The sequence below is a fragment of the Parablautia muri genome, from assembly GCF_009917485.1.
Classification (GTDB): Bacteria; Bacillota; Clostridia; order Lachnospirales; family Lachnospiraceae; genus Suilimivivens; species Suilimivivens muri.
Map to the genome: position 1 here is coordinate 1 of NZ_QZDT01000065.1, position 18253 is coordinate 18253.

The 18253-nt window shown below is 43.0% G+C and carries 15 protein-coding genes and 1 pseudogene; 14 read left to right on the top strand and 2 right to left on the bottom strand.

The genetic code is table 11. The annotated features are described in order from the left end of the window. The first annotated feature begins 46 nt into the window (after window positions 1-46). The 6 genes from D5281_RS21545 (at window position 47) to D5281_RS21565 (ending at window position 9145) form a co-directional block, all read left to right on the top strand. On the top strand, window positions 47-346 hold the full coding sequence (locus D5281_RS21545) for a hypothetical protein (protein WP_277935528.1): 300 nt from the start codon (window positions 47-49) through the stop codon (window positions 344-346). Between the two features lie 771 nt (window positions 347-1117). Then, window positions 1118-3622 (top strand): MMPL family transporter, encoded by a 2505-nt coding sequence (locus tag D5281_RS21550; protein ID WP_160562053.1) that lies wholly within the window; start codon window positions 1118-1120, stop codon window positions 3620-3622. Further along, entirely contained in the window at window positions 3615-7205 is a 3591-nt protein-coding gene (locus D5281_RS21555; protein ID WP_160562054.1) for a hypothetical protein, read from the top strand. Before D5281_RS21550 ends, D5281_RS21555 begins: the two co-directional genes overlap by 8 nt. Before the next feature lie 742 nt (window positions 7206-7947). Continuing rightward, window positions 7948-8178: an SDR family NAD(P)-dependent oxidoreductase gene (locus tag D5281_RS26715; protein ID WP_330585220.1), complete on the top strand. Its 231-nt coding sequence runs from the start codon at window positions 7948-7950 to the stop codon at window positions 8176-8178. A gap of 4 nt (window positions 8179-8182) precedes the next feature. Continuing rightward, window positions 8183-8740: an SDR family NAD(P)-dependent oxidoreductase gene (locus D5281_RS21560; RefSeq protein ID WP_330585221.1), complete on the top strand. Its 558-nt coding sequence runs from the start codon at window positions 8183-8185 to the stop codon at window positions 8738-8740. Window positions 8741-8950: 210 nt separating this feature from the next. Continuing rightward, on the top strand, window positions 8951-9145 hold the full coding sequence (locus tag D5281_RS21565) for a hypothetical protein (protein ID WP_160562055.1): 195 nt from the start codon (window positions 8951-8953) through the stop codon (window positions 9143-9145). 12 nt (window positions 9146-9157) lie between these two features. Here the strand turns inward: D5281_RS21565 and D5281_RS21570 are convergent, their stop codons facing one another. Together D5281_RS21570 and D5281_RS21575 are read right to left on the bottom strand one after the other, a co-directional pair. Then, entirely contained in the window at window positions 9158-10468 is a 1311-nt protein-coding gene (locus D5281_RS21570; RefSeq protein WP_160562056.1) for a GHKL domain-containing protein, read from the bottom strand. A 111-nt stretch (window positions 10469-10579) separates the two neighbouring features. Continuing rightward, window positions 10580-11287: a LytR/AlgR family response regulator transcription factor gene (locus tag D5281_RS21575; protein ID WP_160562057.1), complete on the bottom strand. Its 708-nt coding sequence runs from the start codon at window positions 11285-11287 to the stop codon at window positions 10580-10582. A gap of 233 nt (window positions 11288-11520) precedes the next feature. Here D5281_RS21575 and D5281_RS21580 point away from each other — a divergent pair, with 233 nt between their 5' ends. From D5281_RS21580 to D5281_RS21615, 8 genes and pseudogenes are all read left to right on the top strand, one after another. Next, entirely contained in the window at window positions 11521-12750 is a 1230-nt protein-coding gene (locus D5281_RS21580; RefSeq protein ID WP_160562058.1) for a hypothetical protein, read from the top strand. Continuing rightward, window positions 12747-13403: an ATP-binding protein gene (locus tag D5281_RS21585; protein ID WP_160562059.1), complete on the top strand. Its 657-nt coding sequence runs from the start codon at window positions 12747-12749 to the stop codon at window positions 13401-13403. The genes D5281_RS21580 and D5281_RS21585 overlap by 4 nt, the downstream gene beginning before the upstream one ends. Before the next feature lie 214 nt (window positions 13404-13617). Then, window positions 13618-14082 (top strand): GNAT family N-acetyltransferase, encoded by a 465-nt coding sequence (locus D5281_RS21590; protein ID WP_160562060.1) that lies wholly within the window; start codon window positions 13618-13620, stop codon window positions 14080-14082. Window positions 14083-14449: 367 nt separating this feature from the next. Further along, a pseudogene (locus D5281_RS27030) lies at window positions 14450-14827 on the top strand (recombinase family protein); the annotation flags it as partial. 30 nt (window positions 14828-14857) lie between these two features. After that, complete coding sequence (locus tag D5281_RS21600) at window positions 14858-15007, top strand: hypothetical protein (RefSeq protein ID WP_160562061.1); 150 nt, start codon at window positions 14858-14860, stop codon at window positions 15005-15007. A 69-nt stretch (window positions 15008-15076) separates the two neighbouring features. After that, window positions 15077-15232, top strand: coding sequence for a hypothetical protein (locus D5281_RS21605; RefSeq protein WP_160562062.1), 156 nt, complete (start codon window positions 15077-15079; stop codon window positions 15230-15232). A 93-nt stretch (window positions 15233-15325) separates the two neighbouring features. After that, window positions 15326-15700 carry a BlaI/MecI/CopY family transcriptional regulator gene (locus D5281_RS21610; RefSeq protein ID WP_160562063.1) on the top strand — a complete coding sequence of 125 codons (375 nt, stop codon included), beginning with the start codon at window positions 15326-15328 and terminating at the stop codon, window positions 15698-15700. Beyond that, window positions 15693-17672: a M56 family metallopeptidase gene (locus D5281_RS21615; RefSeq protein WP_160562064.1), complete on the top strand. Its 1980-nt coding sequence runs from the start codon at window positions 15693-15695 to the stop codon at window positions 17670-17672. Before D5281_RS21610 ends, D5281_RS21615 begins: the two co-directional genes overlap by 8 nt. The last annotated feature ends 581 nt before the right edge of the window (window positions 17673-18253 follow it).

Below are 18253 nucleotides of genomic sequence, written 5' to 3' on the forward strand. Positions count from 1 at the left end.
CAAATGGATATATGACACCATTTGAAAAGAGAATGCAGGCATGATTATGTCAAAACTTTTCCTTGTAAGTGTTACAAAAAACTTGACCATCTCAAAAGTATCTTACCGGATGGTGGACAGGAGCAAGGACACAATGGAGAATCCTAGCACAGTCTATAAGGAAAAGGTACAGAAGCAGATAGCGGAAAAATGTGGGAAAAAGAAAGAGGAGGAAGCCATAAAGGAGAAGAAACTGGCAAAGGCAGAAGTTGAGGAAAAACTGATGGAACAGATAAAGGCGGGAACAAGCCGGCCTGTGAAAGTACAGGAAGAAGGCAAAGGCGCACAGTTGGGTTTGACTATATAACGAGGGAGGTATTATGATGCGTATAGAAAATAGCAGTCAGGGAATCTGGCAGCTCCTTTCAAATAAGAGTTTTCCCGTTTGCAGGGAAACAGGGGAGTGTAAGCAAGGGGAATGAAAAAGCAATAGCAGACCTGCTACATATCAGTGCGGGGAGGCGGTGGCATATGGAAGTGATCAAATGCCCCAACCCCAAATGCAGGCGGCGTATTTTGGATGATGAGGAAACGGAAACAGAGTGGACAGTTCTGGAGATCAAATTATAAAAAATATATTTAGTAAGTTTGAGCGTACATAGGCACTTGCCATAAACAGCAGGTGTCTTTTTTTATGCATTTTTTGAGGGAGCCTTAATCGACTCCTTTTTTCGTGGGAAGGAAGGTGAGGGGGCATCAAGGATGCAGGGCAACACGGAGCTGCTTGCACAGAAGCATACGCTGACATGTTATGAGTAATTGTGGAAAAAGGCGGTTTTTATATGTCTGCAGACTATAACTGCTAAAGCATAAATGGATAAAATCGTATATGGCGAAAACAATTATTATGGAACACCTGTTGATATAGCACAAAATTGGCTATTTCAGGAACATTAAAACTGGAACAAAGAATTTTCACCAAACAGGATTTTTGTTTAATTTATACAGAATGGACCGTTGCTTTTATGCGAAAATGTACAAAGTAATGAAAGACTGCATAGCGTTTTGGGGATTGCCAGGTATTTAACCAAATGTTATAATTTGTCAATAGATAGAGAATCTAGGAGGCGCTTATACAATGGATAAGGGACTAAATACGAAGAAAAACGGTAATCAGGCGATGGTAAAGATATGCGGGTTTATTGTGGATAAGAGAAATCTTTTCTTCCTGCTCTTTGGTCTTCTGATTATTTTTTCTGCCATATCGAGAAACTGGGTAGGGGTGGAAAACTCTATGTCATATTATCTGCCGGGAACAACGGAAACAAGGCAGGGACTTGATTTGATGGAGGAGGAATTTATTACATACGGAACCTGTAACGTTATGCTTGCCAATGTATCCTATGAGCAGGCAGAGAATGTTTATGAGCGCTTAGAGAAGATAGAAGGCGTTTTTTCGGTTGATTTTAATGATACGGAAGAACATTATACGAATGGTTCCGCTTTTTATAATATTACATTTGATTTTGACGAGATAGATGATGCCTGTCTGGTTGCTCTTGACAGAGTTAAGGAGTTATTTGCAGACTATGATTATTATTTGACGACAAGTCTTGGAAATACGCAGGCGGAGTTGATCGGGCAGGAGATGAATACCATTTCCGTGCTGGTAGCTGTTATCGTTGTGTCGGTATTGCTGTTAACAACGCAGGCATATGCGGAGATTCCGGTATTATTGATTACGTTTTTGTCGGCGGCAGTTATCCAGATGGGAACAAATTTCTTTTTAGGAACGATTTCTTTTGTGTCCAATTCAGTTACGATTGTTTTGCAGTTGGCGTTATCGGTTGACTATGCGGTTATTTTGCTAAACAGATATAAAGAGGAGCATGTTTCACTGGAGGCGAGGGAAGCCATTATTATTGCACTTAGTAAAGCGATTCCGGAGATTGCGGGAAGCTCCCTTACGACAATCGGTGGTCTGATAGCCATGACTTTTATGCAGTACAAAATGGGACCAGATCTTGGTGTTGTGTTGATTAAAGCGATTTTGTTAAGTCTTTGTGCGGTTTTTTTGCTAATGCCGGGTGTCATTATGTTATTTTCCAATTTGATGGATAAGACAAAACACAAAAACTTTATTCCCGATATACCGTTTGTCGGGAAATATGCTTATTTTTCCCGATATATTGTTGCGCCGCTTTTCCTTGTGGCGATTGTTATCGGGTATATGATTTCGAAGAATTGCCCGTATGTGTTCGGTTACAGCACAGTAACGCCGCCACTCCAGAACCGGGTGCAGAAGGCGGAAGAAATGCAGGAGACAAACTTTGGCAGTTCCAATATGGTAGCCTTGATTGTGCCTGCGGGAAATTATGACAGTGAGAAAGCAATGCTTCGTGATTTGGATATGTGCCCGGAAGTGGATTATACGATGGGACTTGCCAATATTGAGGCAATGGACGGTTATCACCTGACGGATAAGCTGACGCCCAGACAGTTTTCGGAGTTAATTGATTTGGACTATGAGGTGGCAGAACTGATTTATACCGCATATGCGGTCAATGATGAAGATTATGCGAAGGTGGTAAACGGTTTGCCCGATTATCAAGTTCCGCTGATTGATATGTTTATGTTTGTGTATGATGAGGTAGAAGAAGGTTTTGTGACATTGGAGAGTGATTTGCAGGAAACACTAGACGATGCTTACCGGCAGATGAATTTCGCCAAGAATCAGCTGCAGGGAGAAAATTACAGTCGTATGCTTGTGTATCTGACGCTTCCCGAAGAAAGCGAGGAGACATTTGCTTTCTTGGATAAAATGCATGATATAGCAGGGAAATATTACGATGGCACGGTGCTTGTCTGCGGAGAATCGGTCAGCCAGTATGATTTGCAAAAGACTTTTTCAAGGGATAACATGGTGGTAAATGTGGTATCTATTCTGGTTGTATTGGTGGTATTGTTATTTACGTTTAAATCGGCAGGCATGCCGGTGCTTTTGATTGCGGTTATCCAGGGAAGCATCTGGATTAACTTCTCAGTACCTACACTGCAGCATGATAATTTATTTTTCTTAGGGTATTTGATTGTCAGCTCCATTCAAATGGGCGCTAATATTGACTATGCTATCGTTATTGCCAGCCGCTATACGGATTTGCGTAAAACGATGGGAAGAAAGCAGTCGATTATCGATACGATGAATCTTTCTTTCCCGACTATCGTTACCTCCGGAACAATGCTTGCCGTAGCGGGTATCCTGATCGGAAAAATGACTTCCGATGTAGCGATTTTCGGTATCGGAAAATGTCTGGGACGGGGTACTTTGATTTCTATTTTCATTACAATGTTCGTATTGCCGCAGATTCTGTTAGTGGGTGATAAGATTATCGAGAAGACAGCATTTGTTATGAACATGCCGATTCGTACGAAAAATGTTACGGGTCTTATGAAAGTAGACGGTCTGGTACGCGGTAAGATTGACGGTATGGTAACGGGCAGCATGAACGCGATTATCAAAGGTAATGTCAGCGCTTATGTAGAAGCCGGGGATGTGACGGAGATTACAAAAGAGGAATATGAAAAGCTGTCGGGAGAGATGGCAGATCAGATAGAAAATGGGGAGGTGAAGGAATATGTGTAAGAAAAGAGTAACTTCCTTGTTATTGGCGGCTGTACTTGCGTTTATGTCTGTTATGAGTGTGCACGCCGAGGAGAATGAAAATACGGTGGAAGAAGAAGTCATCACGGTAGAAGATGCGAATGAGACTTTGGATTCTTATGATGACGAAGAAACCGAATGGGAAACAATATACATAGATTCTGTGGATGATTTAAAGAAATTTTCCAGGAACTGCTGGCTGGATACCTGGTCGCAGAATAAGAAAGTATATCTGCAGGAAGATTTGGATTTGACGGGCAGTGATTTTGTATCAATTCCTACGTTCGGCGGATATTTTGATGGACAGGGACATACGATAAAAGGGCTTAGCATAAGAGATTCCGTTTCTTATACGGGATTGTTCTGCTATACGCAGAAGACGGCAGTCATTGCGAATCTGAAGGTAAATGGCGTTGTGCGTCCTTCAGGTAAGCAGATTGTAGTGGGAGGGATTGTCGGTAATAACAGCGGTATTTTGCTGGATTGCCGTTTTGAAGGCATTGTTGAGGGAAACGACTATGTCGGCGGCGTTGTGGGATTTAATGAACTTAGCGGTATTCTGATAGATTGTGCGTGCAGCGGTACGGTGATGGGCGCGCATTATACAGGCGGTATTGTCGGCGATAATATGGGAAATATTGTAGGATGCGTCAATGAGTCGGACGTCAATACTTCTAATGCCGATAGGGTCAGATCGTTGGAGGATATTAACATTGAACAGTATACTTCCGGGTTATTGGAGTCTGGAGAGGGCAGTGCGGATGAGAAAAAGGAATCCATTAACAACAATACGATTGATTCAGGAGGTATTGCAGGGCTTTCTACCGGTATCATACAGTTTTGTGCCAACAAAGGAACGGTAGGATATGAGCATGTAGGTTATAATATGGGCGGCATCGTAGGGCGGCAGTCGGGATATGTGTATGCCTGCGAAAACAGCGGTACTGTTTACGGGCGTAAGGATGTCGGCGGCATTGCGGGGCAGACGGAGCCTTATATTGCCATAGATTTGACAAAGGATATTGCATATCAGCTTTCGGAAAATATAGATAAGATGCATGATTTGACGAGTATTATGCTGGATGATGCGGGCGCTGAGTCCGATACGATTTCCGGAAGGATTTCTATCATACAGGATTTTGCCGGCAAAGCTTTGGATGATACGTCATTTCTGGCGGACAAGAGCATAGAGTGGACGGATGGGATGGTCGGCTCCGTTAACGATGCCATTAACCGTCTGGATTTCGTCATGGATGAGACAGCAAAGGAAAACGGAGTGCTGGATCAGGCAAGAGACGCTGCAGGGAATGTACGGGAAGCGGCGGGAGAACTGGAAGATACGGTGGAGGCGCTCGATATTTATCAGTATATGTCGCCGGAAGAACAGCAGCGTTATGACAGCGCAAAGTCGGCGATTGAGAATGGAAGTAAGGAACAGGCAGGATACTATGATAATGCTATGAAAGGGTATTATAATTTTTATGTTAATATAGCGCGTCAGTTTCAGGACAGTTATGTGGATGATTTAAGGCCGAAGGTGAACGGCATTGTGGATGAAAGCTTAATCAATGTGACCGACCCTGATGATTTTGCGCAGTTTATTTATGTAGATGAGTGGGTACATTGTGATGTTACTTCGGGAGAGATATTAGATGAATTTCCATCCTCTGATGATTCGCGAAGGGCAGATGACCAGGCGGTACTGGATAAGACTGCCGATTTAATGTCGGAAAATGCGGAACAAATTGCAGAAGGTGCTTCCGATTATGCAGAGAAACAGTATAGAAACGTACATGGCGCAAGCTATTCATCTGATATGCGCGACAATCTGCAGACCATGTCCGATATAGCGCTCGCGTGCGAAAGCGAGTTGACGGAGAATGTAGCAAGCGAGTTAAAGGACGCTGTCGGCTATACGAAGGGTGCTGCGGGGAATCTGGAAAATGCAGGGAACGAGGCAAAGAATATTTTCAGTTCCCTAAGTGATATGCCGGATATTAGTATGCCGCAGCTCGGAGAAGAATACCGCTCCAAGACGAACAGCCTGACCTCGAATTTGAAGGGCCTTTCAGAGAATATGGGCTATCTGAATGATGAGATGTCTTCCTCAAATGACGTGCTGTTGAGTGACATGGAAGATCTAAACGACCAGTTCAGTACGATTATGCGGCTCTATACGGATGCGATTGACGGTGTACTGGATATGGATTATTCCCATATTTATGAGGACAATTCGCAGGAAGATGCGGAGACAAGTACGGAGGCAACGATTGCCGATTGCAAAAACAGCGGAGAAGTACGTGCGGATATTAATGTGTCTGGTATTGTAGGAACGATGGCAATCGAATATGATTTCGATTTGGAAAGTGACGTAACGGGAATAGAGGATGCCAAACTCAATTCCACATTTTTGACAAAGTGCGTCCTGCGAAGCAATATTAATTCCGGCAAAATTACGGCGCAGAAAAGCTATGCGGGCGGTATCTCCGGGCTGCAGGAGATGGGAACGATTCTATGGTGTGAGAACTATGGAAAGATTACAAGCAGTTCGGGAAGCTATGTCGGTGGCATTACGGGAGAATCCCGTTCTTATATTACAAACAGTTATGCGAAGTGCAGCGTATCTGGGGACGAGTATGTAGCGGGCATTGCAGGGTATGGATCGAGTATCAGCAACTGCTGTGCAATCGTGCGGATGAAAGACGCAGCGGCTTTCTTCGGGGCGATTGCGGGAGAGACTGACAAAGGCGGTATTGTCGAGCATAATTACTTCGTGTCGGATGAAATTGCGGGTATCGACCGTATCAGTTACAGCGGCAGGGCAGAGCCAGTTAGCTATAAAGATATGTTGGAGATAGAAGGGCTGCCGGATAAATTTCGGATGATGACGATAACATTCTATGCGGACGAGGAAGAAGTGAAGACGGTAGAATGTCCTTATGGTGGCACTGTGGCGGAAAGCCAGTATCCGGAAATACCAACGAAACAGGGATTTTATGCAGACTGGGATATTAAGGAATTAAGAAATGTTACATATGATGAGGATGTTACGGTAGAGTATGTACGCTATCTGACAACGCTTGGATCAGAGCAGACGCGGCCAGGCGCACAGTCCGTTCTTCTGGCAGACGGTATGTTCAGGCAGGAGGAAAGTATAGAGGTAACGGCGTTAGACATTGCAGAGGATATGCCGTTAGAAGTTGTGGAGCATTGGCGGATAAGCATTCCGGAGGACGGCAGCGAGGCGCATCAGATTCGTTACCAGGCGCCGCAGGGACAGACAGAAGGTGTCAGCATTCATGTGAAGCAGGGCGGCGAATGGGTACAGACGGATACCGGACTTCTGGGTGTTTACTACTTGCTCAACGCACAGGGAAATAATGTAGAGCTTGCCATCTGCATTCATGAGAAAAATTTTGCGGACTATCTGATTTATATTATCCCTGCCGTGGCAGCACTGATTGTGGTAGTAGTATTGCTTATTAGAAGCATAAGAAAAAAGAAAAAGGTGAAAAAACAGATGGCGGCAGAGGCGGTTGCGGAAAATACTCAGGAGTCCGTTTGAAGTCATAGAATGCGTGCTAGGTCAGAGATGGATAATCAAACCGTCTCCAGGCCGGAGGGCTTGACAGTACTCCGCAACAGACAGGGTACAGATGAGGACTTTCTTTCAGAGGGGGATCTTCAAGCCCCCAAGTGCAGTCTGCTCTTTGGGAATTTTGGCAGAAGTTATTTTTAACCGTGAATTGCAAACCGAGATTTACGCCCAGGGGGGAAGTGGAATACAAACTGAATAAAACATAGAAATGAAAGTGACGATACAAAAGCAGGAGGAGCAGAAATGTTCTTCCTGCTTTTATGTGGCAATAGAATAGCCGGCGGGGAAAGGAGAGAAAAAATGGCAAAGTGGATAAATATGTGTCCGGGGTGAGGGTTTATGAAGACCGCTTCGAGTGGCTCCTGCGGAAGGGCTGTGTCATAGCCTTTCCATCCAATCCCTCTTGACCTGGTGTCAGTATGAATTGCAACGAAAAAACCACACTAACAAAGAAGGTGTTCATCATGGCTACTTCAAGTATCACGAAAAATTTTGTCATGTCCGGCAAGGAACAGGCGAAGATGAGTTGTGGGAATTGATGAGATTTAGGGAGATGATCCTGAAGTCGGAGAGGCTGCGTTTGATAGACTGCTCTCCGGATTTTCATGTCCGAAAAATCTGGATGTTGAACAGTTTTTGAAAAAGAGCGCCATAGAGTTCACTCTATATTGTATGGTTGGATTATATCAAATCGAAGGAGAATTTTCAAATGGTTCAGAGAACAGGAAAATATACGGTCATAACAGGGGCGAGTTCAGGCATTGGGTACGAAACAGCAAAGGCATTTGCGGAGCGGGGTAAAAATCTGATCATAGCAGCAAGGCGAAAAAATAATATGGAAATATTGAAACGGGAGATTTTAGGGATATACCCGGATTTGGATATTGTTATCAGAAGCGTGGACTTATCTATACCGGAAAAAAGTATACCGGTTTTATGAAGGATTGAGAGATTATGAGATTGAAACATGGATCAGTAATGCAGGGGTTGGTAATTATGACAGCGTGGCGGATCAGGACTTGAATAAGATCAGTATGATGCTGAACCTGAATATAGAGGCGCTGACCATTCTTTCCTCGCTTTATGTCCGTGCTTACAAGGATGTAGAAGGAACACAGCTTATCAATATATCCTCATGCGAGGGCTGCACTATTGTTCCCAGAGCAGTGACATATTGTGCGGCGAAGTTTTATGTAAGTACGTTTACGGAAGGGCCGGCACGGAAACTGGAAGAAGCGGGAGCGAAAATGAAAGCAAAGGTGCTGGCACCTGCGGCAACAAAGACAGAGTTTGGAATGGTGGCTAACAATGTCAGTGAATATGACTATGACAAGTCCTTCGGAACTTACCACACGGGCAAGCAGGCAGCTGGATTCCTGCTTGGACTGTACGACAGCGAAAAAGTGGTGGGGATGGTAGACAGGGAGAGCTTCGGTTTCCGGCTGGCAGACCCACTGTTCCCATATGCGGGAAATTCATCACATAGTCAGCAGTGTATGTGAGAACAGATGTTTATAAGGAAAATACACAAAAGCTAACCGCCGCACTATGGCTCGCCACCATATGCGGCGGTCTGCTATTTCCGCAGGCAGGCCGGGCGGCATGATAACAGAAATCACTTGGAAAGATAAATAGGGTTTCGTTCCCTCACAGCGAAATACGAAAATGAAATGCCGGTATAAAAAGTAAAAAGAACTGCCCGCGAGGAAGTTATGCTCAATGCGAAAAAAGCATTCGCATGGGAAACGAATTGCATCCTGTACTGCTTTTGGGTTGCCCTTGTGGGAGCCGGAAGGTGTGCTCTGCTTTTAGTTTTCGCAAGAAAGACAGCGGCAAAAATGAAAGCCGAGGATGAAGAAAAGGCAAAACGGAAAAGGCGGTATCAGGAACTTGTACAGAGCGGCTAAAAAGCTGTGGTTCTAGTTCTGTTGCTTTAAGGTGATAACCATGTGAAACGTCAGCGTATCTTCGTTATAGTACATCTGCATATCCCCGTGATAGCTGCCGACAGTTTTCCGGATGCTTTTTATCCCAAAACCGTGCCTGCGTTTGTCGGGTTTCGTGGTGGAAAGGTTCCCCTGCGAACCCGCAAAGGGGTTTCTCCTGCAGGAATTTACGATGGATATTACGCTCAGGGGCGTGTTGGCTTTCCGGGTAGTATTGACTTCGATAAAGGCATCAGGAATGCCGCAGGCGGCTTCAACCGCATTGTCCAACAGGTTGCAGAACAGGGAAGTAAGGTCGTTATCCGCGATAAAGTCAATCGTTCCATGTCGGATGTCCGCATGGAATGAAATCTGGCTGCCCTCACACCTGCGTTTGTACCGGCACAGAATGGCGTTGAGCATTTCGTGGTCACACAGACGGGCGGATTCTTTCAGGTCGGAGGAAAGCATCAGTTGTCCGATATAGGCGGCGATTTTATCGTTTTCCTTCTTGTCACTCAATATGGCAATGGACTGGAGGTGCTTTTTCATATCGTGGATTAAGATACTCTGGTTTTCGTTTTGGGCGAGCAGCATTGCATAGTATTCGGCTGCATTTGCCTCTTTTTGGAGGAGCAGCTGCATTTCGGTAAATTCCATATTCTTTTTCAGGTTGTACTGGTTGATTCCGAACACAAGCAGGTTGGTGAACAGCAAAAAGACAGCGCTTAGAGTAATCATCAAGACCAGCGTGGGTGAAAGGGTGCAGGCATCGCCCACTGCCACAAAAATCAGCATGACAAAAACGGAGGTCAGAGGGATAAACACAAGCAGCAGTGCGTATTTGTCATGCCTTTGGCTTACGTCCTTATGTTCCCGTAAAAAATGGATTAAAGTATAAATAACGGTAAAAAATATCATTTTGCTAAAGACAACGAAAAGGATAATATTGTGGGAACGGGCGGCTTCTGTAAAAAAATGCGGTGCAAAACGTCCGATGATACTGTACACAGCCAGCTCGCACATGGACATGACGGCAGTCAGTACAGCAGCATGAAAGAGAGCCATGTGCCATTTGAGATAATACATGGTAATCAGAAAAATGAAATTGGCAGCAAGGTACAGAAGTGCATTCAGCCATGTGTGCCCAAGCATGGATATAGCAAACAGGATCAGGTAAAGGGCGCACAGAAAAAAAAGCCTTGTCCGTACCCGGTGTTTTGGCACAAAGAGTGTGGAAGTGTACTGCCAAAGAATAATTGCCTCCACCAAAAAGCTGAAAAAATAACAGATTAGTGTAATCATCAAATTCCTCCTAATTCTTGCGAATTTGTGCCCTTGCACAAATTTGCCGTGTGAAGTTTTAGAATTTCTTAGTCTGCGTACTTTGCAGGCTTAGAAATTATCTTCACACTCTTAACGTGAACTTTCCAAGTAAAGAAGATAGGCTTCTTTAAACGCGTTATATTTTCTTTTTGTCAGGTAGGCGCGAAATTGTCCTCCAGTCATATGGATCAGGGTATGGTCAAAATCTACGATATGCTCGAAGTTCACAATGAAGCTGCGGTGTGTCTGGAAAAAACAGTTTTGGGGCAGCAATTCCAGCCAGTACTGCATATTGTGGACGGAATCAAAATCACGCATAGTGGAATGCACGATGACTTTTCGCCCGAAAGCCTCTACCATGATGACAGCAGATGCCGGGAGTGTGTGTATGCCCTGCTTTGTTTCGATTGGGACTTTGATGGTTATGGTATTGTACAGGCTGACAGCTTCTTTCATATTTCGGAAAAACCGGTGAATGTCCAAAGGCTTTGACAGGTAGCGGAACACATGGAAACGCATGGCATCGTCCAGATATTCGGCATAAGAGGTCACGACAAAGATAATGATATTTTCATTCTGTCTTTTTAGTTCATTCCCTACATAAATCCCATTGATTCCCGGCATTTCGATATCAAGGAAAAGAATGTCTTTCTCCTCTTTGTCCGAAAGCAGGGATTCCCCATTGGAAAAGCAGACGATTTCAGGACATTTCACACAGGTTTTCTCAAAATAGGCTTTGATATATTTTTGAATCTGCTCCCGCATCAGGGCATCATCATCACAGACTGCTATACGCATAGTAACCTCCATTTCAAAACTGTTTTTTGCTTTATTATACTTAAATCAGATAAAAAAGAATAGAAAGAAAGTATGAAAAGACGTTTTTTTGATGTTTTTGGGGAAAACTGTTTCAAAAAGTGATGGATCATGTCGTTTCGTGCAGGATGTATTGAAAAGAAGGTAAAAACAGTGATAATAAGGATTACCGTCAATTTTGCCGGAACAAAAAGAGTAAAGAGAGGATTGAAGAAATGAGGGACAAAATTTGGAAACAAAATCAAAAAAAGAGGGTGCTTTACAGAGCATTCGCCTGTACAGTTCTTTCATTGTGCCTGTACGGCTGTGGGAAAACAGAGCTGGAATCTAATACGGAGCCTGCTTCTGTAAAACAGGAACAGAAAACAGAGTCTGGTGTAAGCTCGGCTGAAACAACGAAAATAGAAACGGAATCGGACGGGGAACAGGGGGTGGAATTGGGAGAAGGGCAGAGAATTACGTTTCCGGAAAATTTCAGTGAGACAATAGGAAATGTTACGTTTAATATGGATATTGTTGTAAATGGCGACTTGACAGAAGGCTCTGTGGTGACAGCAAAGGCGCAGATACAGAAGGTGAATCAGGAGAAAGCGTTCGAGCTGTTTTTCAGTGATATTGCCGCCTATGATACATACGATTATGAAGAAGAAGACGAATATGGGAAGATGGCACATTCAGTGACTTATGTAAGTCCGGAAGAAACAACGCTTTCATTTGGTCCAGTGTCCAGTAAATTGGAGTACATGGAAAGGGATCTGATGCCGGCTGTCCGCAACACATTTGTGACATTTGAGGATAACCGGTATAATGCGGATTTATATTCCAGGTCAGAACAGTTATCCTTCATGACCCGCGAGGAGGCCTTTGGAACAGTACAAAAAATCCTGCAGGCGCTGGATATCAATATGGAGACAGATTATACAGGATATGCTTTGGATTATGCAACAATGCAGACACAGGAATATTATGAGGATATGAACGGCAATATTGACAAGTCGCAGTATAAAGCGCAGTGGTCAGAGGCGGATGACTGCTATTACTTCTATATTGACCAGATTTACAGGGGGCTGCCGTTTTACCATGTGTACAACAAGGTACTTGGAGATGCGGGGGAAATCCATGCCCCGGTACAGGCGGTAGTGTCAGCAGAGGGGATTGAGTATTTTGAGATAGAAAAGGTGTTTGCGGTTTCAGAGGAAAACGGGGGCGTATCACTGGCGGACATGGACATGGTTGTGAAAACCGCAGCGGATAAGTTTAATCAGGTACTTGGCGATAGCGCCTATGAAATTGTAAAGGCACAGTTGTATTACTATGTAGACCTGTCCTCCGGCATGGGGGTTTATGATGTCAAGCCTGCGTGGATTCTGAGCGGAAGTGAAAAGGGCGGTAAGAAAATGCAGATGATTATAGATGCGCAGACGGCAGAGGAAATACTGCCATGAAAAAATTCTGTTCTTATCTGAGGGCTGACTTAAAAAGGCTGCTGTGTTCAGCAAAGATTATCCTGTCAGTGGCGGTGACTGTGGTCGTGCTGCTTTTGGCGATGCTGGAGGGGCCTTATATCGGAGGGAAGATGGAGGAGGCAAAGGTATATGATGCGGAATTAAAGAATCTCCTTTCTGAAATGACAGGGGAGATAAAAAGCGGAAATCCTGTGACCGATGTCATTTTACAGATGCAAAAGAAGGAGGCTGAAAAAAGGAATATCCGTTTCCGTTCCGATTTTCGTTATCCCAAGGGCTCCTGGAACAATGTCTTTGACATCAGTGTGATTCTGAACAATGCCCTGCAGGACGCAATGGAAAATGTAAAACATTTTCCATCGGAAAATACAAATGGTGACGCATTCTGTATACTCGTCCATTCGTACCACAGGAATAATGCGTATATGATAGAGATTTGTAACAGCTTTACCGGGGACTTGCAGTGGAATACGGAAAATGAACTTCCGGTTGCCACAAAAAGAGCAGACGGGCATGGTTATGGACTCATAAACATTCGCAGGGTTGTGGAGAAATATTCAGGGAATATAGCGATTGATGAAAAAAACGGGGAGTTTTGTATTAGTATTATGCTGATGATGGACAGCGAATAGGGGAGAACGGTTTTTTCTGATTCTGTAAAAACAGTTCCAATTCTGCCGTAACGCTTGGGAAAAGCAACAAAGTGTAATACAATAGTATTATCTGTAAAAAACAGGTATCAGCATTGAGGAAGCTACCATTCTTCCTCACGAGGAAATATTGAAAGAGGTGGAAGAATTTTGGGAGCTTCTGAAAATTTTTATGTAAAAGAGGAGGGTTTCAGTAATGGTTGAATATGCTAAAACAGCAGATATCGCTTCCCTGACAGAATTAAGGCTGGCTTATTTGGACGAAGAACATGGGAAATTAAGCGGGGACGATATCGAAATTATTAAACGGGAATTACCGCGTTATTTCATGAGAAACCTGAATCAGAATATATTTTGCTATTTTGTAAGGGAACAGGAAGAAATCGCCGCCTGCACTTTTTTGCTGGTCGTGGAAAAGCCGATGAGTCCTGCGTTTATTACTGGCAAAACAGGCACGGTGTTGAATGTGTATACCAGACCGGTTTACCGCCACAAAGGATATGCGAGACAGATTATGGAAAAACTTCTGTCAGAGGCGGTAGAGAAAAATCTGAGCCTTGTGGAACTGAAATCCACGAAGGACGGATATCGGTTATATCAATCAGTCGGATTTGTGGATGATGTGCCAAAGTATCATTTGATGAAATGGTACAATCAATAAATAATAAGAGTCTCTCATGTCAAAGTAGCTTGATGTGGGAGCTTTTTTTTGCACTCGGGCACGTAAGGAAATTAGCAGCATCGCGGCACGTGCCCGGCGGGTACATGTCCTAACGGGTGAAAGTCTCCAATCCGCCTGACAGTGGGAAGGATACAGCCGGAGCCAAGGGTGTCTACCGTGAGGTGGAATCTGAAGAAAGAGAAAACTCTAGCTTACTACATTTGAGGCTAAATACAAGGATGAGATTGCGTAACAAATCAAAGTCCAATAACTGCATGGAATATAGGAAGAAAACGGCCAAATTACTTGACTTTATGGCCTTTTAGAGTGATTGATAGACTACCAAAAAAGAAAGGAGCGGATGCAGATGCGTATACGGAAAGTTGCGATATATGCAAGGGTTTCAACGGAGCATGAGGCACAGCTTTCTGCGCTGGAGAACCAGGTGCAGTATTATGATGACCTGATTGACAGGCACCCGGACTGGGTATTGTACCGCTGATATATCGATGAGGGAATCACAGGCACCTCCATATCCAAGCGTAAAAATTTCGTGCGGATGATGGAGGATGCCAAGGACGGCCATTTCGATCTGATCGTGACGAGGGAGGTGTCGAGGTTCGCAAGGAACACCGTGGACACCCTCCAGCAGACGAGATTATTGAAACGGATGGGGATTGAGGTGTATTTCACCGAGGACGGCATATGGACCATGAACGATGAGGACGGGGAGCTGCGGCTGACTAAAGTAGTTTAAGGGATGAAGCCCCAAAACGTGGAGACACTGCTCCAGGAGAAAGAAGATTTATATGATCTGCTGGAAGACATCATGGAACGGATCCAGGAGTTCCGTGAAGAAATGTTAACCGGATTGGATGATCTGGAAGACATGACTACAGAAAACTGTGGGATAGAATTCCATTGATTTTGCAAAAAGTCCACGTTTAACTTGTACTTTTTCTTGACATAGTACCATCAGTTGGAGGATTGGAGAATGATGCACACAGGCAACATCCGGAGCAGGAATACCCTGCGGCTCTGTAAGGATATGATGAAACGGTATTATTGTATGACGGAAAAGAATATGTCGGCACTGCCGCCGATGAAGGAAAGGGCTGGCTGTATTGGAAGATTTTATGTCTTTTTATAAATTCTTAAATTTTCTTTAGGGTATTGTATTATCACCCACGGAGTGTTAATATATTTACATACCCACAAAATGTTAAGATAAAAGGAGGATAAAATGGCACAGCAAATTTCTGAATCCGAATTGGTACTTATGAAAATTATTTGGAAGAATGGAGGAGCAGCTTTATACTCCGTTATCATGGAGGAATTGGAAAAGGACAAAAACGAATGGAAGAACAATACCGTACTCACATTGCTATCCCGATTAGGAGAAAAAAAGTTTTTGAAAGTCAAAAAAATCGGCAGAAAGAATGAGTATGTGGCTGCAGTAACGGAAGCAGAATATCAAACCATGCAGACACACAGCTTTCTTGATAAAGTTTATGGCGGGAATGTAAAAAACTTAGTATCAACATTATTGCGGCAGGATATTCTTTCGGCAGATGAATTGAAAGAGATTGAAACATTTTGGAGAAAAGAAAATGAATGAGTTTATGAAAGTATTATTATCACTGTCTGTTTCCGGCACACTGTTATTACTTCTCATTTTAGGATTGAAGCCGTTATATAAAACTAAATTTAGTAAACGTTGGCAATATTATATTTGGATAATTGTTGCGTTGCGGTTTCTGCTTCCTTTTACTCCCGATACCACGATTGTCGGAAGTTTGTTTGAAAAGTCCGACACAACAGTGATAACAAATGAAATCCCTACAAATCCCGATGTACCAGTGTGGGTAAATACGAATAACAATGAAACAGAACCGATACAAACAAGCCGGGATATAACCGCTGTTGCCATGCGTGAGCCATTTAATATATATGTTTGCCTGTTCTTTATTTGGTCAACATTGGCACTGGTTCTATTTGTCCGTAAGATAACGATTTACCAAAGTTTTATTCAGTACATCAAAGCAGGTAATGTGGAGGTATCAGATATTAAACTTTTAAATCTGTTATCTGATTGTGAAGAAAAACTGAATATCAAAACAAGAGTGGAATTGTCTTATAATCCGCTGATAGCTTCACCTATGATGATTAGTTTCTTTCGTCCAAGAATTGTTTTACCCGTTGGCGATATGGAAGATAAAGAGTTGTTTTATATCTTTGTGCATGAACTGATTCACTACAAGCAGAGAGATATGTTTTACAAATGGCTGATACAGATTGTTGTATGCGCTCATTGGTTCAATCCCTTTGTATATTTGTTGGAAAAAGAGGTGAATAAATCTTGTGAGTTGTCATGTGACGAAAAAATCATATCCGTACTTGATGATAAAGCGAAACGTGAGTATGGGGACACGCTAATTTCTTTTATGAGGTCAAATAATCTCTACAAAAGTTCTTTGGCTTCCGTCACTTTAACGGAGGGAGCAGAACAATTAAAAGAAAGGTTGAATGCGATTATGAATTTTAAGAAAAAAACCAAATGGGGGATTTTTATATCCTTTCTGCTTACGGTTATGCTTGTTTGTGGATTTACCGTTTCGGGAGCATATATAGCTAATAAGCATAATCAGACAAAGCCTAATGTCAAAACGGACACTGTTTCTTTGCGTACAAATTCGGCTGAAATTATCGGTTTTACACAAGGTGAACAGACAACAACTAAGGAGGTTGCAATTAGCATCACAGAAGATGATGTTAAAATTCAGTTAAATGCAATCGCCGATGGGGATAGCCATAGAACGCTTGAAGTAATCGACCCAAATGGCGAAGTAGTACGAACATATACCTTTACTCAAGATGGGTTTATATCAGGAAATGAAGAATATCTTTATGGGAATGGAATGATTATGGTGACAGATGTTGTGTATCCTGGCACTTGGTATGTGCGGTTAAGCACAAATCAAACATCGGCTGAAAAAACATCTGTAACCGCAAAGCTCATTGACCCATTTATATGGGAATTTTCATCTGATACAGATATTCCTTCTGCTGAAAATGAGGAGGAACAAATTACCGATGATTCCCCATTGTCTGCTCAGATGTATGATTCTTACAGAACTTATGAGCAAACGAAAGCGGATATTCAAAACGGTTATATCGTAAATACGGGTGCTTCTTTTTCCGAGCGGGTTATGCCCACAGTAACAGGAGGGGGAGGAGTCAGCTTTTATGTAAATCATGATAATACGATAGATATTTCAATCATTTTAAAAAATCTTATAGACGGAACTGGTCACATATGGACACCGGATTCCTTTGTAAGTTTTGAAGTATATGACCCATCGGGCAAAGTTGCCTATTCTTTTTATAAAGAAGGAGCAGAGATACAAGATGCCGTTGACATAGACACAGAATTAGCCGTATATCCGGGAGAATGGCGGTACAAAATCAATTTTGCATATACGACCAATGGAACCGACCCGTCAGATATGAGATTTGCATTAAAATACAAAACCATATATGAAGATGATATTCAGTGGCTTGTGGATAACAAGCTTAATAAGTTCAATTAAATCATGATAGTTATAATCATCAACCATGCACCGCTCTATGTGGGAGAAAGGGGGTAATTTTATATGGGGGAGGGTGAACTTTCTGTTCCGGTGTTCTTTTGCCCCAAAAATCTGAATGATAAAATACAGTGAGAGTATAGCAGGCACTCCTTTTGGGGGTGCCTGTTGCATATGTGCTGTCAGGTACAAGTGATGTGCTGCGGTATTGACGTTTTAGGGAGATATGAAGGATAAAAACTGCATATCTGCAAGTGAATGCAGCGGATGTGAAATGGATAAGAGATAATTGTATACGTTTTATACCATATAAAATGTATACATTTTATGCTTACTAAAAATGATGCATAAAATGACTCACTGAATATTATCCCCCTTGGGAGCCACCAGTTTCCCGCTTCAGAGCCACCCGGAAATGGTATTTTCCACCTTCAGAGCCACCACAACATATTGTGGCAGCACACATATTTGATTTCACTATAAATCTCCTTATAGTTATTCTTGGAGAACTGCTGATGCAGTATCACCAAATAATCTATAGGGAGGTCTTTTTATGTTTAAGAAGACAAAAGTCAGAAGTATTC

Excerpts from the sequence above, each read along its gene's own strand:
- D5281_RS21555 (WP_160562054.1), top strand. The coding sequence starts at position 3,615 with ATGTGTAAGAAAAGAGTAACTTCCTTGTTATTGGCGGCTGTACTTGCG.
- D5281_RS26715 (WP_330585220.1), top strand. The coding sequence starts at position 7,948 with ATGGTTCAGAGAACAGGAAAATATACGGTCATAACAGGGGCGAGTTCA.
- D5281_RS21610 (WP_160562063.1), top strand. The coding sequence starts at position 15,326 with ATGGCACAGCAAATTTCTGAATCCGAATTGGTACTTATGAAAATTATT.
- D5281_RS21550 (WP_160562053.1), top strand. The coding sequence starts at position 1,118 with ATGGATAAGGGACTAAATACGAAGAAAAACGGTAATCAGGCGATGGTA.
- D5281_RS21605 (WP_160562062.1), top strand. The coding sequence starts at position 15,077 with ATGATGCACACAGGCAACATCCGGAGCAGGAATACCCTGCGGCTCTGT.
- D5281_RS21545 (WP_277935528.1), top strand. The coding sequence starts at position 47 with ATGTCAAAACTTTTCCTTGTAAGTGTTACAAAAAACTTGACCATCTCA.
- D5281_RS21615 (WP_160562064.1), top strand. The coding sequence starts at position 15,693 with ATGAATGAGTTTATGAAAGTATTATTATCACTGTCTGTTTCCGGCACA.
- D5281_RS21580 (WP_160562058.1), top strand. The coding sequence starts at position 11,521 with ATGAGGGACAAAATTTGGAAACAAAATCAAAAAAAGAGGGTGCTTTAC.
- D5281_RS21585 (WP_160562059.1), top strand. The coding sequence starts at position 12,747 with ATGAAAAAATTCTGTTCTTATCTGAGGGCTGACTTAAAAAGGCTGCTG.
- D5281_RS21590 (WP_160562060.1), top strand. The coding sequence starts at position 13,618 with ATGGTTGAATATGCTAAAACAGCAGATATCGCTTCCCTGACAGAATTA.
- D5281_RS21565 (WP_160562055.1), top strand. The coding sequence starts at position 8,951 with ATGCTCAATGCGAAAAAAGCATTCGCATGGGAAACGAATTGCATCCTG.
- D5281_RS21570 (WP_160562056.1), bottom strand. The coding sequence starts at position 10,468 with ATGATTACACTAATCTGTTATTTTTTCAGCTTTTTGGTGGAGGCAATT.
- D5281_RS21575 (WP_160562057.1), bottom strand. The coding sequence starts at position 11,287 with ATGCGTATAGCAGTCTGTGATGATGATGCCCTGATGCGGGAGCAGATT.